14 protein-coding genes and 1 pseudogene are annotated in these 16,291 nt (G+C 70.4%); 10 read left to right on the top strand and 5 right to left on the bottom strand.

From position 1 onward, the window contains the following. Window positions 1-240 precede the first annotated feature (240 nt). Entirely contained in the window at window positions 241-2,700 is a 2,460-nt protein-coding gene (locus ABZV34_RS17455) for a DNA topoisomerase IV subunit A (RefSeq protein ID WP_356276716.1), read from the top strand. Window positions 2,701-2,707: 7 nt separating this feature from the next. On the opposite strand, the gene ABZV34_RS17460 is transcribed toward ABZV34_RS17455, so the two are convergent. Next, window positions 2,708-3,793 (bottom strand): CobW family GTP-binding protein, encoded by a 1,086-nt coding sequence (locus ABZV34_RS17460; RefSeq protein WP_356276966.1) that lies wholly within the window; start codon window positions 3,791-3,793, stop codon window positions 2,708-2,710. A 426-nt stretch (window positions 3,794-4,219) separates the two neighbouring features. Between ABZV34_RS17460 and ABZV34_RS17465 the strand changes: the two genes are divergently transcribed. The 4 genes from ABZV34_RS17465 to ABZV34_RS17480 all read left to right on the top strand — a co-directional run bounded on the left by ABZV34_RS17465 (window position 4,220) and on the right by ABZV34_RS17480 (window position 6,021). Beyond that, complete coding sequence (locus ABZV34_RS17465) at window positions 4,220-4,726, top strand: DUF6082 family protein (protein WP_356276719.1); 507 nt, start codon at window positions 4,220-4,222, stop codon at window positions 4,724-4,726. Window positions 4,727-4,964: 238 nt separating this feature from the next. Further along, window positions 4,965-5,162, top strand: coding sequence for a hypothetical protein (locus ABZV34_RS17470; protein WP_356276722.1), 198 nt, complete (start codon window positions 4,965-4,967; stop codon window positions 5,160-5,162). A gap of 211 nt (window positions 5,163-5,373) precedes the next feature. Continuing rightward, a complete protein-coding gene (locus tag ABZV34_RS17475; RefSeq protein WP_356276725.1) occupies window positions 5,374-5,544 on the top strand; it encodes a hypothetical protein in 171 nt (56 codons plus the stop codon). A gap of 240 nt (window positions 5,545-5,784) precedes the next feature. Further along, window positions 5,785-6,021: a hypothetical protein gene (locus tag ABZV34_RS17480; protein ID WP_356276728.1), complete on the top strand. Its 237-nt coding sequence runs from the start codon at window positions 5,785-5,787 to the stop codon at window positions 6,019-6,021. Window positions 6,022-6,147: 126 nt separating this feature from the next. On the opposite strand, the gene ABZV34_RS17485 is transcribed toward ABZV34_RS17480, so the two are convergent. Beyond that, window positions 6,148-7,398 (bottom strand): citrate synthase/methylcitrate synthase, encoded by a 1,251-nt coding sequence (locus ABZV34_RS17485; RefSeq protein WP_356276731.1) that lies wholly within the window; start codon window positions 7,396-7,398, stop codon window positions 6,148-6,150. 99 nt (window positions 7,399-7,497) lie between these two features. Here ABZV34_RS17485 and ABZV34_RS17490 point away from each other — a divergent pair, with 99 nt between their 5' ends. The 4 genes and pseudogenes from ABZV34_RS17490 to ABZV34_RS17505 all read left to right on the top strand — a co-directional run bounded on the left by ABZV34_RS17490 (window position 7,498) and on the right by ABZV34_RS17505 (window position 12,339). Then, window positions 7,498-8,766 (top strand): citrate synthase, encoded by a 1,269-nt coding sequence (locus tag ABZV34_RS17490; RefSeq protein ID WP_356276733.1) that lies wholly within the window; start codon window positions 7,498-7,500, stop codon window positions 8,764-8,766. A 112-nt stretch (window positions 8,767-8,878) separates the two neighbouring features. Further along, window positions 8,879-9,823, top strand: a pseudogene (locus ABZV34_RS17495) (sucrase ferredoxin). Window positions 9,824-10,000: 177 nt separating this feature from the next. Next, window positions 10,001-11,662, top strand: coding sequence for a sensor histidine kinase (locus ABZV34_RS17500; RefSeq protein ID WP_356276735.1), 1,662 nt, complete (start codon window positions 10,001-10,003; stop codon window positions 11,660-11,662). Then, window positions 11,659-12,339 (top strand): response regulator, encoded by a 681-nt coding sequence (locus ABZV34_RS17505; RefSeq protein WP_356276737.1) that lies wholly within the window; start codon window positions 11,659-11,661, stop codon window positions 12,337-12,339. Before ABZV34_RS17500 ends, ABZV34_RS17505 begins: the two co-directional genes overlap by 4 nt. A 100-nt stretch (window positions 12,340-12,439) precedes the next feature. Here the strand turns inward: ABZV34_RS17505 and ABZV34_RS17510 are convergent, their stop codons facing one another. The 3 genes from ABZV34_RS17510 to ABZV34_RS17520 all read right to left on the bottom strand — a co-directional run bounded on the left by ABZV34_RS17510 (window position 12,440) and on the right by ABZV34_RS17520 (window position 15,425). Continuing rightward, window positions 12,440-13,501 carry an ABC transporter substrate-binding protein gene (locus ABZV34_RS17510; protein ID WP_356276739.1) on the bottom strand — a complete coding sequence of 354 codons (1,062 nt, stop codon included), beginning with the start codon at window positions 13,499-13,501 and terminating at the stop codon, window positions 12,440-12,442. Between the two features lie 243 nt (window positions 13,502-13,744). Beyond that, on the bottom strand, window positions 13,745-14,620 hold the full coding sequence (locus tag ABZV34_RS17515; protein ID WP_356276742.1) for an ABC transporter permease: 876 nt from the start codon (window positions 14,618-14,620) through the stop codon (window positions 13,745-13,747). After that, window positions 14,610-15,425 carry an ABC transporter ATP-binding protein gene (locus ABZV34_RS17520; protein WP_356276745.1) on the bottom strand — a complete coding sequence of 272 codons (816 nt, stop codon included), beginning with the start codon at window positions 15,423-15,425 and terminating at the stop codon, window positions 14,610-14,612. The genes ABZV34_RS17515 and ABZV34_RS17520 overlap by 11 nt, the downstream gene beginning before the upstream one ends. Before the next feature lie 161 nt (window positions 15,426-15,586). Here ABZV34_RS17520 and ABZV34_RS17525 point away from each other — a divergent pair, with 161 nt between their 5' ends. After that, a complete protein-coding gene (locus ABZV34_RS17525) occupies window positions 15,587-16,279 on the top strand; it encodes a response regulator (protein ID WP_356276747.1) in 693 nt (230 codons plus the stop codon). Window positions 16,280-16,291: the final 12 nt, after the last annotated feature.

Below are 16,291 nucleotides of genomic sequence, written 5' to 3' on the forward strand. Positions count from 1 at the left end.
GTCCTGCCACTGTATGCAAGCGTGCCGACAGGTGGCGAAGTTCCCGCGCCCCGTACGCCGAGAGCGAGATTCACCTGCGGCGCGAGGGCGGGTTTCGGGCCGCCCTGAGCGAGCGGAAAGGGGCTCCGCGCAGCCCCTACGGACGGGTCGCGGTCCGCGTTGTCAGCGGGGCGGTCCACAATGGTGCGCGTCAGATCCCGTTCATGCCCCGGCAGAGACTGTGAAGGAGCCGCAGCAGCGATGGCCCGCCGCAGCACGAAGACCCCGCCGCCCGACGACTCGTACGAGGAGAAGATCCTCGACATCGACGTCGTGGACGAGATGCAGGGCTCCTTCCTCGAATACGCGTACTCGGTCATCTACTCGCGAGCCCTGCCGGACGCCCGTGACGGCCTCAAGCCCGTGCACCGACGCATCGTCTACCAGATGAACGAGATGGGGTTGCGCCCCGACCGCGGCTACGTGAAGTGCGCGCGCGTCGTCGGCGAGGTCATGGGTAAGCTCCACCCGCACGGCGACGCGTCGATCTACGACGCGCTGGTGCGACTGGCCCAGCCCTTCTCCATGCGCCTGCCGCTCGTCGACGGGCACGGCAACTTCGGCTCGCTCGGCAACGACGACCCGCCGGCCGCCATGCGTTACACCGAGTGCCGGATGGCCGACGCCACGTCACTGATGACCGAGTCCATCGACGAGGACACGGTCGATTTCTCGCCGAACTACGACGGCCAGGAGCAGGAGCCCGGCGTCCTCCCCGCGGCGTACCCGAACCTCCTCGTCAACGGCTCGTCGGGCATCGCCGTCGGCATGGCGACCAACATGCCGCCGCACAACCTCGGCGAGGTCGTGGCGGCCGCCCGGCACCTGATCCGCTACCCGGGCGCCGACCTGGACACCCTGATGAAGTACGTGCCGGGCCCCGACCTGCCCACGGGTGGCCGGATCGTCGGCCTGTCCGGGATCAGGGACGCCTACGAGTCGGGCCGCGGCACCTTCAAGATCCGTGCCACGGTGTCGGTGGAGGACGTGACGGCGCGCCGCAAGGGTCTCGTCGTCACCGAACTGCCCTTCACCGTCGGTCCTGAGAAGGTGATCGCCAAGATCAAGGATCTGGTCGGCGCCAAGAAGCTGCAGGGCATCGCCGATGTGAAGGACCTCACCGACCGCTCGCACGGCCTGCGTCTGGTCATCGAGATCAAGAACGGCTTCGTGCCGGAAGCGGTCCTGGAGCAGCTCTACAAGCTGACGCCGATGGAGGAGTCCTTCGGCATCAACAACGTCGCTCTGGTGGACGGTCAGCCGCTCACCCTGGGTCTCAAGGAGCTCCTGGAGGTCTATCTCGACCACCGCTTCGAGGTCGTGCGCCGGCGCAGCGAGTTCCGCCGCGGGAAGAAGCGCGACCGGCTTCACCTGGTCGAGGGTCTCCTTGTCGCGCTGATCGACATCGACGAGGTCATCCGTCTGATCCGGTCCAGCGAGAACTCGGCGCAGGCCAAGGAGCGCCTGATCGAGCGGTTCTCGCTCTCCGAGGTCCAGACGCAGTACATCCTGGACACCCCGCTGCGCCGCCTCACCAGGTTCGACCGTATCGAGCTGGAGTCGGAGCGCGACCGGCTCAACGGCGAGATCGACGAGCTGACCGGGATCCTGGACTCGGACGCCGAGCTGCGCAAGCTGGTCTCCACCGAACTGGCCGCGGTCGCGAAGAAGTTCGCCACCGACCGGCGCACGGTGCTCCTGGAGTCCGCCGGCTCCGTCGCGACGGCGGTTCCGCTCCAGGTGGCGGACGACCCGTGCCGGGTACTGCTGTCCTCGACGGGCCTGGTCGCCCGCACGGCCGACGGTGGACCCTTTGCCGAGGCGGAGGACGCCAAGCGCACCCGGCACGACCTGATCGTCTCCGCGGTGACCGCGACGGCCCGTGGCGAGATCGGGGTGGTCATCTCCTCGGGCCGGCTGCTCCGGCTGAACGTGATCGACCTCCCGCAGCTGCCGGAGACCGCGTCGGCGCCCAACCTCTCCGGGGGCGCGCCGATCTCGGAGTTCCTGTCCTCCCTGGAGGCGGACGAGACGGTCGTGTGTCTGACGACGCTCGACGAGTCGTCGCCCGGCCTGGCGCTCGGCACCGAGCAGGGCGTCGTCAAGCGTGTGGTACCCGACTACCCCCTGAACAAGGAGGAGTTGGAGGTCATCACCCTCAAGGACGGCGACCGGATCGTCGGCGCGGTCGAGCTGCGCACCGGCGAGGAGGACCTGGTCTTCGTCGCCGACGACGCCCAGTTGCTGCGCTATCAGGCCTCTCAGGTCCGCCCGCAGGGCCGGGCGGCGGGCGGGATGGCGGGCATCAAACTCACCGACGGCGCGAAGGTGATCTCCTTCACCGCGGTCGACCCGGCGGTGGAGGCGGTGGTCTTCACCGTGGCCGGTTCGCGCGGCACACTGGACGACTCCGTCCAGACCACGGCCAAGCTGACCCCGTTCGACCAGTACCCGCGCAAGGGCCGGGCCACGGGTGGCGTGCGCTGCCAGCGGTTCCTGAAGGGCGAGGACTGCCTGTCGCTGGCCTGGGCGGGTGCGGCTCCGGCGCGGGCCGCGCAGAAGAACGGCACACCGGCCGAGCTGCCGGAGATGGACCCGCGCCGCGACGGCTCGGGCGTGTCGCTGGCGAAGACGGTGTCGGTGGTGGCGGGTCCGGTGTAGCGGCGGTTCAGCCCTCCGGGCTCCGCTCCTGTACGTAGCGCAGGACGCCCCACATGCCGTGCTCGTCGGCGTGCGGGGCGTCCTCCTCGCACGCCGCGAGTGCCTTGCCCAGCGCGGTGGTGTCGATGCCGGAGCCGATCAGTACGAGCTGGGTGAGGCGTTCGCCGGCGGCTTTGGGCTCCGGACCGCCGGCCCAGGGTTCCGGACGGAACCGCAGGAACGGCCCGACCGCGTGCACGGCGTAGCGGTTGCGGCGGTCGTGGGCGCCGAAGTCGACGTACCCCTTGATGCGGTAGAGCCCCTCGGGCCTGCTGTCGAGGAACTCCATCAACCGCCTCGGGGAGAGCGGGACTTCGGAGGTGAAGGAGAGGGATTCGTAGGCCGCGTGCAGATGGCGGGCGTGCCCCTCGCGGTCCGTGTGGCCGGCCTCGTCGTGCGTGTCGCCGGCCTCGTCGTGCGTGTCGCCGGCCTCGTCGTGCGTGTGGAGGTCGTCGAAGGAGAGCTGGCCGACGCGGTCCTCGCTCGGCCTGCGGTCGAAGAGGAACTCGGGGTCGACGCGACCGTGGACGGCGGGCACGACGGCGGCGCGGTCCACGAGGTCCCGCACGGTGCGCAGCACCCGCTCCCCGCCCTCGGCGCGGTCGATCTTGTTGACGACGACGAGGTCGGCGAGGGCGAGATGCCGGTCGATCTCGGGATGCTTCTCCCGCGTGCCGTCGAACTCGGCCGCGTCGACGACCTCGACGAGTCCGCCGTAGACGATCCGCGGATTCTCGCTGGCGAGCACCATCCGCACGAGCTCCTGGGGCTCGGCGAGGCCGCTCGCCTCGACGACGATGACGTCGATGCGGGCCGAGGGCCGAGTGAGGCGTTCCAGGTAGTCGTCCAGCTCACCGGCGTCGACGGCGCAGCACAGGCATCCGTTCCCGAGCGACACGGTGGAGTCCCCGAGCGCTCCGGCCACCGCCATCGCGTCGATCTCGATCGCCCCGAAGTCGTTGACGACGGCGCCGATGCGACTGCCGCCGCTGTGGTGCAGGAGGTGGTTGAGCAGCGTGGTCTTGCCCGCGCCGAGGAAACCGGCGAGGACGATGACGGGAACCTGCGGGTCACCGGGCGGGGTCCGTCCGTCCGACGCGAACGGGACCTGCTGCGGGCTGGGCTGACTCAACGGGCGACCTCTTTCACACCGACGCGTGCACCGGCTCGTGAACCGGTTCTTCGACGAGGCGGCTCGTGGACCGGCGCTCGTACGGGGAAGGACTGTCGTCCCAGGATACGAGCGGGAGGAATCGCCCCGAAGTGAACGATTGTTAGCGGCGCTCGCGGGGCACACGTTGGGCATGGCGCCGGGACGCGCAACCCTCACTTCCCTCCGTGCGCCTCCTCTCCGCCTCCCCGCCGATCAGAGCCGCTCGGCAAGACTGGGAGGCGGCAAGCGCGCCGCCCACCGGTCGCCGGTCCGCTCCCCGTCGCCCCACGACGGCCGGCGGAACGGTCGCCTGATTCGGGGGTTGACATGGCCACACGGAACTCCGCGATACGGAGGTTCGGCTCAGGTGCCTGGGCCCGGCTCACCGCCGCGGCCGGCGCCGTCACGGAACGGAGGGCACGGGCGCGCAGGCGGGCCGTACTCACCGAGCAGCACCGACTCCATTTCGATCTGCTGTGCAAGGCCATGGACGATCCCGCTCTCGCCGCGGTCCTCAACACGTACGAGACGGAGATCACCGACGAGGAGCAGCGGCAGTACCTCTTCGCGAACGCCCTGTACATCAACGCCCTGTACTTCCACCGGATCGGGGCCCTGACGCGGGCGGAACTCCACGGCCACTTCCGCATCATGTGCCAGAACCAGATCTTCCGGGCGTACTGGGCCGCGACGGAACACCACCGCAAGAGCCTGGCCGACTCCTCCGAGGAAGCCGAACTGGGCCGGATGATGGAGAGCCTGATCCAGGATCAGACGGATTCCGACACCGACGAATGGTGGGTGGTCGGCGAACCCGACGAGGGAATCCAGTAGCTCACGGCGCCGACGGCGCGGTTGTGCGACTTCACTCCCCTGCTTGATGACTTCGCGCACCACCGGCAACAGATCCGGTTGGTTTGTCGTCTGCCCGCTCCGCGGGCGCTCCGACGAACACCCCCGCGTTCGGGCGCACTTGCCTCCGACGGACCTCTCCGCCCGGAGCCGGCCATGCTCCGAGGCCCCACTGCCCGGAGGCACCCATCACCCCGAGCCCGAAGGGCGGACACCACCCGTGGAGATCACGACCTCCGCGAGGGCGCTCGCGGCCGCCATCCCGGTTCCCGTTCCGATAGCCGTACTCGTCGCCCGCCTGAGCCCCGACGCCGACCAACGGGGAGACGCCTACCGCGTTCTGGTGCGCGCGTGCAGCACGGTGGAGAAGGTGTTCCCTGTCGGACACAGCAGCGATAACCGGCATGTATCCGACTAAATTCACCCCCCTGCTTGTGATGGCTTTGCACACCAGAGGCAATCGGACGCGCTAGGTTATCGTCTGCCCGCTCCGCGGGCGCTCCGACGAACACCCCGCGCTCGGAGACATTTGGCTCCGACGAACATCTCCGCCCGGAGCCGGCCACGCTCCAAGGACCCCAGAGCTCGGAGGCACCCATCACCCCGAGCCCGAACGGCGGACACCACCCTTGGAGATCACGACCTCCGCGATGGCGCTCACGGCCGCCATCCTGCTTCCCGCCCTTATAGCCGTACTGGTCGCCTGCCTGAGCCCCAACGCCGACCAACGGGGAGACGCCTACCGCGTTCTGGCGCGCATGTGCAGCATGGTGGAGAAGGTGTTCCACCGTCGGACATAGAAGCGGGAACCAGCGCATATCCGACCAAGTTCACCCCCTTGCTTATAATGGCTTTGCACACCAGGGGCAATCGGACGCGCTAGGTTATCGTCTGCCCGCCTCGCGGGCGCTCCGACGAACACCCCGCGCTCGGAGACCATTTGGCTCCGACGAACATCTCCGCCCGGAGCCGGCCATGCTCCGAGGACCCCAGAGCTCGGAGGCACCCATCAGTCCGAGCCACAAGATTGGTACCACCCCGTGAAAATCGTGCGACGTGTCGGAGCTACGCCACGCGAGCGCGGCAGCGCCACTGGTCAGTCGTGCCCCGACATCTTCGAGCTCAATGACGGCAGTTTCGCCGTCATCGGGCGCGAGGCCACCCTGGAACTCGACCCCGAGCTTCCGCCCGACGCCGCACGAGCCGACTACGAGCGGATTGTCATCATCACCCGCGAGACCCTGGTCCGCGCGAAGAAGGACATCCCCGACGTCTGACCTCGTCACCGTCAGGAGCTGACCGCGGGTGGTCCGCGGTCGGGATCCACCCCCTGCGGCCACGACGCCAGGCCCGGCATCCCCCGGATGCCGGGCCCCTCATGTGCCGCGGACGCGCACCGCCCGTCAGTGGGCCGCCGTCGCCTCGGCCCGCGGCGCCGCCGCCGGAGGGACCGGCATCGGCGGCACCGGCCCCACATACCGCGCGGCAGGACGGATGATCTTCGAGTCCTGCGCCTGTTCCAGGATGTTGGCGCTCCAGCCGACGACCCGGGCCGCCGCGAAGGTGGGGGTGAACATCTCGCGCGGCAGGCCGCACAGTTCCATGACCACACCGGCGTAGAACTCGACGTTGGTGTGGAGTTCGCGGCCCGGCTTGAGTTCGGCCAGGATCGCTTCCACCCGGTGTTCGACCTCGACGGCGAAGCCGACCAGGGAGCCGCCGAACCCCTGGGCGATCTCACGGAGCATCCGGGAGCGCGGATCCTCGGTGCGGTACACGGCGTGACCGAAGCCCATGATGCGCTCACCCGCGAGAACCCGTGCGCGAATCCACGGGTCGATGCGGTCGGCGGTGCCGATCGCGTCGAGCGTGTCCAGGGCACGGCTCGGCGCTCCACCGTGCAGCGGCCCCGACAGCGCCCCCACGGCGCCCACCAGACAGGCCGCCACGTCCGCACCCGTCGACGCGATCACCCGCGCCGTGAACGTCGACGCGTTGAATCCGTGGTCAATGGTGGAGATCAAGTACTGCTCCACCGCCCGTGCCCGCGTCGCGTCCGGCTCCGCACCCGTGAGCATGTACAGATAGTTCGCGGCGTACGGGAGGTCCTCGCGCGGCTCCACCGGCTCAAGGCCCCGCCCCAGCCGGTACAGGGCGGTGAGCAGCGTCGGCACGGCCGCGCACGCGGCGAGCGTGTCCGCCTGGCGCCGGTCCGCGTCGATGTCGTACAGCGGCCGGAATCCCGACGCCGCCCCGAGCAGGGACAACGCGGTCCGCAGGCCCGCGAGCGGTCCGGCGGGGCCGGTCGCCGCCGCGATCGCGGGCAGCGCCGCGCGCACCTCGTCCGGGAGCCGGCGCAGCGCAGCGGTCCGCGCGGCGAAGGCGGCACCGCGGGCCGCGTCCGGCAGTTCACCGTGGACCAGAAGATGCCAGACGTCCTCGAACCCACGGGTCCGCGCCAGTTCGACGGCCGAGTACTGGCGGTAGTGGTAGAAGCCCTCCAGCCCCCTGACGTCACCCAGTGCGGTCTCTGTGACGACGACGCCCGCGAGTCCTCGCGGTATGTCGACAGGGGTGGGGCTTGTCGTGGGGGCGGGGACTGTCGCGGTGGTGCCGGGGGTGGGTGTGGCTGTGGCTGCCCGGTTGTTCGGCATTGCGTTCCTCCCTGAACTTGATTCGACTGTCCATGCTTGACTCGATCTCTGTCAATATTGATTCACTCAATATGTCGATCCACGGATACGGTGTCGCCCATGAGGGATCAGGAACCGGGAACACGAGCGCACGCGGGCCGACGGCTCAGCACCAGGGAGACCGCCGACCTGCTCGGCGTGAAGGCCGAGACCGTGTACGCGTACGTGAGCCGCGGTCAGCTCAGCAGCCGGCGGGACCCCGGCGGCCGGGGCAGCACCTTCGACGCCGAGGAGGTGGAGGCGCTCGCTCGACGCAACAGGCGTGATTCCAGCGGGAGTCCGAGCGCGGGCGGCGAGCTGTCCGTCCGTACCCGCATCACCTTGATCGACGGGGACCGGTACTACTACCGCGGAGTCGACGCGACGGAACTGGCCGCACGCCACTCCTACGAAGAGATCGCCGAGTGGCTGTGGACCGGGCGACTGCGCCCCGGCATCACGTTCACCGCTCCGGAGGCGACCGTCGCCGCCGCCCGCCGGGCCGTCGACGCGCTACCCGGCCACAGCGGCCCGACGGACCGGCTGCGCGTCGCCGCGATCGCCGCTTCGGCCACCGACCCGCTGCGCTTCGACCTGTCGGAGAGTGCCGTCCTCGGCACCGCGCGCACCCTCATCCCGGCCCTCGTCGCCGCCCTCCCCCCGAAGCGGCACGACCATCGCGACGAGGGCCCCCTGGCCCACCGTCTGTGGCCGCGCCTCACCGGCCGGGCACCTGACGAGGCGTCACTGCGGGTCCTGGACACGGCTCTCGGCCTGCTCGTCGACCACGACCTGGCCGCCTCGACGCTCGCGGTGCGGGTCGCAGCGTCGGCCCGTGCGCACCCGTACGCCGCCGTCTCCGCGGGCCTGGGCGTCCTCGAAGGGCCCCTGCACGGCGCGGCCGGCGGCCTGGCCCACCGGATGCTCCTCGACGTACTGGACCAGGGCACCGCGGCACCGGTCGTCGCCGACGAGCTGCGCGCCGGACGTCCCGTCCCCGGTCTCGGCCACCGGCTCTACCCCGGAGAGGACCCACGCGCGCGTGCCCTGTTCGCCCTCCTGGAGGAGGTACCAGGCGCGGCACCGGCCCTGGCGGCGGCGCGGGACATCGTGACCACCACCGCCCGCCACACTCCGCTGCACGCCAACGTCGATCTCGCGCTGGCCGTGCTCACGGTCTCCTCCGGCATGTCCGCCTCCGCCGCGGAGACGGTCTTCGCCGTCGCCCGCACGGCGGGGTGGATCGCCCACACCGTGGAGGAGTACGGGGAACGCCCGCTGCGCATGCGTCCGAGTGGCCAGTACGTGGGAGCGCGGCCACCACAGCCACTCCCTGAATGCGCCCCCTGAAGCCTCACCACGCGCCGAATGCGCCGAGAGTGCGCCCCCGTCCACTTGGCCGGGGGCACCCTGGCCCTAGGTCGGAAGTCGCCCTGGCCGAAGTCAGGTTAGGCTCACCTCTGTGAGTACGTGCACGACCGCGTCCCGCGACTTCGACGAACCCCTCGCGGGGACCGCGGCGACCGCGAGGACATGGCTGCTGATCGAGCAGCCCGGACCCTGGGGTGCCAAGGCGCTCACGTCGAGCCACCTGGACCCCGGGCTCGGGCGTGCCCTCGAAGCGGCCGCCGAGGGCACCGGGGTACGGATCGCGCTCATCCGGCGCCCCGGACGGCACGCGGACTGCGGCGCCTCCGCCGAACGCCAGGTGTACGCGGCCCACACCACTCCCGGACGCACATGGCTGCACAGCGCCACGACCCGCACACCCGGGTAACTCCTCGACCTGGACTTCACCGCACTCGGCACGGGTGACGCGCGCACCTTCGACACGGTGCTGCGGGGCCGCCCGCACCGGGGCGACCCGCTCGCGCTCGTCTGCACCAACGGCAAGCGTGACCGTTGCTGCGCCCTCCTGGGCCGGCCTCTCGCCGCCGAACTCGCGGCCTCGGGACTGGAGGGCGCGTGGGAGGTCACCCATCTGGGTGGTCACCGTTTCTCGCCCACGCTGCTCGTCCTGCCGTACGGCTACGCGTACGGACGGACCGCGGCGCACTCCGTCAAGGAAATCCTCCAGGGCGTCCGGGAGGGGCGCATCGTCACCGAGGGCTGCCGGGGCGGTTCCGCCTGGGAGCGGCCGGGACAGGCAGCGGAACTGGCCGTGCGCACGGCCACCGGAGAGCACGCGGCGGACGCCTTCCGGGTCCTGCGCACCCACGGGACGGCACCGCGCTGGGAGGTGACCGTCGCCCACACCGACGGTCGTGTGTGGCGTGTCGTCGTCGCGCAGGGCGCCTCCCTGCCACCTCGCCCCGAGAGCTGCGGCTCGGCGCTCGGTTCCCCGGCCCGCATGGACGTGGTGGCCGTGCGGGAGCTGCCCCGGACGCCGATTCCGATCGCCTGCTGACCGCGGCCCACCAGCGCCGGACCTCACGCCCGCGCACCCGGACTCCGCGCACCACCCCACGCGCGCCCCTTGTGACACCCCTGGCCCGGCCCCCCGCCCCGCCTCTCGCACGAAGCTCGGGAGATCCACGCGACACCCCCTGAGGCGGCGAGCGCCCTCCCCCGTACGGTCATGGGCATGAGCTCCACTCCCCGTACACGACGCCTGCGCCTCCGTCTGCCGCGGCGGATGTTCTCGCAGGTGCTGCTGATGCAGGTGGCGATCGCCGCCGGAGTCGCCGTCCTCGCGACCGGGCTGTTCCTCGCCCCCCTGAGCGCGCAGCTCGACGACCAGGCCATGCGCCGCGCCCTCGCGATCGCGCAGACCACGGCGGCCCAGCCGCGCATCGCCGAGGACCTGCAGACGTCGCTGCCGTCCGTGAACGGACCCGTGCAGATTGCCGCCGAACGGATCCGGCGGGCCAGCGACGCCGAGTACGTGGTGGTGATGAACACGAACGGCGTGCGCTGGTCGCACAAGGACGTCACCCAGATCGGCCGGGTCGTCTCCACCGACCCCCGCCGGGCCCTCGCCGGCAAGGACGTCATGCAGATCGACAGCGGCACACTGGGGCGCTCGGCGCGCGGCAAGGTGCCGCTGCGCCTCCGAGGGCACATCGTCGGCGCGGTCTCGGTCGGCATCAAGTACGACAGTGTGCGCAACCGGCTGATCCACGCCATCCCGGGCCTCTTCGCCTACGCGGGCGGAGCCCTGGCCGTCGGTGCGTTCGCCGCGTATCTGCTCTCCCGCCGGGTCCAGCGGCAAACCCGTGACCTGGCCTTCTCCGACATCTCGGCACTGCTCGCGGAACGCGAGGCGATGTTGCACGGCATCCGGGAGGGCGTCGTCGCGCTGGACCGGACCGGCCGGATACGCCTCCTCAACGACGAGGCCCAGCGGCTGCTCGGACTCGACGCCGCGGCCATCGGCGGGCCGCTCGACGACCTGCTCGGGCCCGGCCGTACCACCGACGTGCTGGCCGGCAGGGTCACCGGCACGGATCTGCTGACCGTGCGCGGTCAGCGCGTCCTGGTCGCCAACCGGATGCCGACCGACGACGGCGGCGCCGTGGCCACCCTGCGCGACCGCACCGAACTGGAGCAGCTCAGCCGTGAACTCGACGCCACGCACGGACTGATCGACGCTCTGCGGGCCCAGGACCACGAGCACGCCAACCGGATGCACACCCTTCTGGGACTGCTCGAACTGGAGATGTACGACGACGCCGTGGAGTTCGTCGGTGAGGTGGTCGGCGACCATCGGATCACCGCGGAACAGGTCACCGAGAAGGTCCACGATCCGCTGCTCGCCGCCCTGTTGGTCGGGAAGGCCACCGTCGCGGCCGAGCGTGGCGTGGCCCTGTGGATCTCGGACGGGACGCTGCTGCCCGACCGGCTGCTCGACCCGCGCGGACTGGTCACCGTCGTCGGGAACCTCGTCGACAACGCGCTCGACGCCGTCGCCGGCACGCCGCACGCGCGCGTGGAGGTCGAATTGCGGGTCCAGGGGCGTACGGCCGTGCTCCGCGTGAGGGACACCGGGCCGGGCATCCCGGCGGAGCGGCGGGAGCTCATCTTCACGGACGGGTGGTCCACCAAGAAGCCGCCGGCGCACGGCAAGCGCGGGATCGGTCTCTCCCTGGTGAGCCGGTTCGCCGAGCGGCAGGGCGGCAGCGCCGGGGTGGCCGAGGCGAGCGGCGGGGGCGCGGAGTTCACGGTCGTCCTGCCGGAGGCACTCACGGAGGCGGACCTGGCGGCGGAACCCGCCGCCCCCACGGCCGCCCGGGAGGGGTCGCGGTGATCGAGGTGCTGGTCGTGGACGACGACACCCGGGTCGCCCGGGTCAACGCCGCCTACGTCACCAAGGTGCCCGGGTTCCGGGTCGCGGGCGAGGCGCACAGCGCCACGGAGGCGATCCGCCTCATGGAGACACTGCCGCACCTCGACCTGGTTCTGCTGGACCACTACCTGCCCGACGAGACGGGGCTCGCGGTCGTCCAGGAGATGCGGCGGCGCGGTCACCAGACCGACGTCATCATGGTGACGGCCGCCCGCGACATCTCGACCGTGCAGGCGGCCATGCGGCAGGGCGCGCTCCAGTACCTGGTCAAGCCGTTCGCCTTCGCGGGCCTGCGCGCGAAGCTTGAGGCGTACGCGGCTCTGCGCCGTACCCTCGACGGTGGCGGAGAGGCCGAACAGGCCCAGGTGGACCGCATCTTCGGCGCCCTGTCGACGGCTGCCCAGCCGGCCCCGCCCAAGGGGCACTCCCCCCCGACGGCCGAGCGCGTACGCCGTGCCCTGCTGAACGCCGAGGGACCGCTGTCGGCCCAGGAGATCGCCGAGGGGACCGGACTGAGCCGGCAGACCGCCCAGCGCTACCTGAAGCTCCTGGAGCGCACGGGACGCGCCCGGCTGACCCTCAGGTACGGCGACACGGGCCGCCCGGAGCATCGGTACGTCTGGGTGACCCGCATGTGAGGCCACCGCTCAGGAGGCAGGGGCCGGAGTCCGAACGGTCCACCGTGCGTACGACTGCCGGGGAAGCACATCCGTGCGCGCGGTGGACCGCTCGGGCTGTTCAGCCGGCGGCCTTCTTCACGAACTCCGTGGTGAAGGTCCTGCCGAGGTCCACCTTGGCGTTCTTGATGTTGGGGTTGAACGCCTTGAGCACCTTCTCGACGGTCTCGGGGCCGCCCTCGGGCATCACCCCGTCCTTGGTGAACATCGGCAGCGTGCTCTCGATGGCGGTGGCGTAGAGCGCCTTGTCGCCCTGTGAGTAGTCGGCGGGCATCTTGGCGGCGATCTCGGACGCGCTGTGCGTGGCCATCCACGCGAGCGTCTTCACGAAGGCGTTGGCCAGCTTCTGGACCGTCGCCTTGTGACCGTTCGCCCAGTCCGTCTGCATGTAGAGGCTGGACGAGGGATACGGGCCGCCGAACGCCTCCGCCGAACCCTTCGGCGTACGCATGTCGATGAGCACCTTGCCCAGGCCCTTCTTCAGGACCGTGGCGACCGTCGGGTCCGTCGTCATGCCGCCGTCGATCGCGCCCTTCTGGAGCGCGGAGATGAAGGTCGGTCCTGCGCCGACGGCGACCGGCGAGAAGTCGCTGACCTTCACCCCGTTCTTGACCGCCAGGTACTTGGTGAGGAAGTCGGTGGAGGAGCCGAGCCCGGTGATGCCGAGCTTCTTGCCCTTGAAGTCCTTGGGCGACGTGATGTCGCCCGCGCGCTGGGCGGAGACGAGTTCCACCTCACCGGGCGCGTGCGAGAACTGCACCACGGACTCCACGGACTTGCCCTTGGTCTGCAGGTCGAGCGTGTGGTCGTAGAAGCCGACGGCCCCCTGCACCTGACCCGAGACGAGCGCGGTCTCCGCCTGCACACCGGCCGGCTCGCTGAGGAGTTCGACGTCCAGGCCCTGGTCGTCGAAGTAGCCGAGCCGCTGGGTGAGCATCGCCGGCAGGTAGATGACCTTGTCGAGGCCACCCACCATGATCTTGACGTGTTCACCCTTGCCGCCGCCTCCGTCGCTGCCGCTGTCGGCGGTGGAGGAGGCCGCGTCGTTGGCACAGGCGGTGAGCGAGGAGAGGGCGAGCAGACCGGCGGCTGCCAGCGCGGAGTATCTGGCGGTCTTGCGCATGATGGGTCACGTCCTTGTGAGAGGGCGGTGCGGGCAGAACGGGCGAACGTTGCCCTGCCGCGGCACTGGAAAGGCGTTGGACCGGGAACGGGCGTCCTGAAGGGGGGAGCCGAACCAGGAACGGGGTTTACGGAGGGGTGCCGGGAGAACGACGGGGGCTTCCAGGAGAGGGGTTGGGCGCACAGCGCGCCCTCCGGGTGGCGACCATGACCGGGCGGTCAGGAAAGCCGGGCAGCGGGCCGGTCAGCTCTCGGAGTCCGACGGCTTCCAACGGAAGATGCGGCGCTCGGCGAAGGTGAGCAGTCCCTCTGCCAGCAGCGCGACCACGGCGAGGATGACCATCGCGGCGTACACACCGGCCGCGTTGAACGTGCCCTGCGACTGCGCGACGAGCAGACCGATGCCCTTGGTGGCGCCGATGTACTCCCCGACGATCGCGCCGATGAGGGCGAAGCCGAAGCTGACGTGGAGGCTGGTGAAGATCCATGAGGTGGCGGACGGAATGACGACCTGAAGCGTCACCCGTCGGTCGCTCGCGCCCAGGATCCGGGCGTTGGCGACGAGGTTGCGGTCGACCTCGCGGGCACCCTGGAACGCGTTGAAGAAGACCGGGAAGAACACCAGGACCACCGCGGAGGCGACCTTGGAGGCGGGGCCGAGCCCGAACCAGATCACGAAGATCGGGGCCAGCACGATCCTCGGTATGGAGTTGAGCACCTTGATGTATGGACCAAGGACATCGGCGAGGAAGGCGACGCGTCCCAGCGCGATACCGAAGACCACGCCGGACACCACGCCGATGACCCAGCCGAGCAGCGCCTCGTGGAGCGTGAACCAGATCTGCTCGCCGAGCGAACCGAGTGCGGTCCCGTGGGCGGTCCAGGTGTAGATCTGGTCCCAGATCTTCGACGGCATGGAGAAGTTGAACGGGTCGATGATCTCGGCCCGTGCGAACACCTCCCACAGACCGAGCACGGCGACCAGAAGCACCGTACGGGCCGCGGCGACGATCATCCGGCGTCGGCGGGCGGCTCGGGCCCGTGAGTGGGCGCGTCCCTGCTTGACGGGTTCACGGTCGGCAGGCGCGACGACGGCCTCGGGCATGACGTCAGGCGACATCGGCCGCACCCCTCGCACGCGTGATGCGGACCTCTTCGCCGAGCGACTCCCAGATCTCGCGGTAGATCTCGATGAACCGCGGCTCCAGACGTACGGCTTCGACCTTGCGGGGCCGCGGCAGATCGATGTCGAAGATCTGCTTCACGGTGGCCGGCCCCGCCGTCATCACGACGACCTTGTCGGCGAGCGCGATGGACTCCTCCAGGTCGTGGGTGACGAAGACGACCGAGGCGCCCGTGCCCTCCCACAACTCCAGCAGTTCGTCCGACATCAGGGCCCTGGTCTGCACGTCGAGCGCCGAGAAGGGTTCGTCCATCAGCAGGATCTCGGGGTCGTTGACGAAGGTCGCGGCGAGCGCGACCCGCTTGCGCTGACCGCCGGAGAGCTGGTGCGGATAGCGGTCCTCGAAGGCCGCGAGCCCGACCCTGGCCAGCCATTCGCGGGCCCGCTCCTTCGCCTCCGCCTTGGGCACCCCACGAAACCGCGGGCCCGCCATGACGTTCGACAGGACCGTACGCCACGGGAAGGTCGCGTCCTGCTGGAAGACGAAACCGACCTTGTCACCGACTCCCGCGACCGGCGCGCCCGCCACCAGGACCTCGCCCTCGGTGGGCTCCTCCAGGCCGCTCACCAGGGTCAGCGTGGTCGACTTCCCACAGCCCGTGGGGCCGACGACGGCGACGAACTCGCCACGGCCGATCGTCAGGTCCAGCTCCCTGACTGCCGTGTGCAGCCCCCCTGACGGGGTCTTGAAGATCTTGCTCGCGCCCCGTAGCTCGATGGCGGGGCCGGTGTCTGCGCTCATGGGCCGGGACGGTAGATGTGGCGTGGGCCATGGCATCAGTCTTCTGGGCGCAAGGTCTTCTTCTGCTTGCAAGAGTCTGTTGTGCTCGTTTTGCTCGCGCTACAACGGCGGAGCCGAAACACGGGCTTAACGCTCGCCAGGCCTTGAGAGAAAGAGGCCCGATGATTGACGTCCTGGTCGTGGACGACGACTTCCGCGTCGCTGAGATCAACGCGAAGTACGTGGGGAAGGTTCCCGGATTCCGGGTGGCCGCCCGCGCGCACAGCGCTGCCCAGGCCCTGGCCGCCGTGGAGCGCGCGCCCGTCGACCTGGTCCTGCTCGACCACTATCTGCCCGACCAGACGGGCCTCGAACTCGTCCACCACATGCGCGAACGGGGTCACGGCACCGACGTCATCATGATCACCGCGGCGAGCGACGTGGCGACCGTGCGGGCCGCGATGCGTCTGGGTGCCCTGCACTATCTGGTCAAGCCGTTCACCTTCGCCGCACTGCGCACCCGCCTCGACTCGTACGCGGCCCTGCGGCGCACCGTCGACCGGGTGGGTGGGCGCGGCGTGGCGGGTCAGGAGCAGGTCGACCGGATCTTCGGTGCCCTGCGCACCGCGCCCACACCGGCGTCGGCGGGGCTGCCCCGAGGCCACTCGGAGCCCACCACCGACCTGATCTGCGGTGTGCTGCACCGTGCGAACCAACCGCTGTCGGCCCACGAGGTGGCCGCCGAGACGGGCCTCAGCCGTTCCACCGCCCAGCGCTACCTGCGCCACCTCGAACAGGCCGGACGCCTGCGCCTGTCCCTCAAGTACGGCGACACCGGACGCCCCGAGCATCGGTACGCGTGGGTGGCGCCCTGAGGGCTGTCCCCC

It is taken from the genome of Streptomyces sp. NPDC005195 (assembly GCF_040608315.1).
Classification (GTDB): Bacteria; Actinomycetota; Actinomycetes; order Streptomycetales; family Streptomycetaceae; genus Streptomyces; species Streptomyces kaempferi.

Bases quoted from the DNA above. Each gene is read 5' to 3' on its own strand.
- ABZV34_RS17455 (WP_356276716.1), top strand. From the start codon at position 241: ATGGCCCGCCGCAGCACGAAGACCCCGCCGCCCGACGACTCGTACGAG.
- ABZV34_RS17465 (WP_356276719.1), top strand. From the start codon at position 4,220: ATGGCCACACGGAACTCCGCGATACGGAGGTTCGGCTCAGGTGCCTGG.
- ABZV34_RS17485 (WP_356276731.1), bottom strand. From the start codon at position 7,398: ATGCCGAACAACCGGGCAGCCACAGCCACACCCACCCCCGGCACCACC.
- ABZV34_RS17490 (WP_356276733.1), top strand. From the start codon at position 7,498: ATGAGGGATCAGGAACCGGGAACACGAGCGCACGCGGGCCGACGGCTC.
- ABZV34_RS17500 (WP_356276735.1), top strand. From the start codon at position 10,001: ATGAGCTCCACTCCCCGTACACGACGCCTGCGCCTCCGTCTGCCGCGG.
- ABZV34_RS17510 (WP_356276739.1), bottom strand. From the start codon at position 13,501: ATGCGCAAGACCGCCAGATACTCCGCGCTGGCAGCCGCCGGTCTGCTC.
- ABZV34_RS17515 (WP_356276742.1), bottom strand. From the start codon at position 14,620: ATGTCGCCTGACGTCATGCCCGAGGCCGTCGTCGCGCCTGCCGACCGT.
- ABZV34_RS17520 (WP_356276745.1), bottom strand. From the start codon at position 15,425: ATGAGCGCAGACACCGGCCCCGCCATCGAGCTACGGGGCGCGAGCAAG.
- ABZV34_RS17525 (WP_356276747.1), top strand. From the start codon at position 15,587: ATGATTGACGTCCTGGTCGTGGACGACGACTTCCGCGTCGCTGAGATC.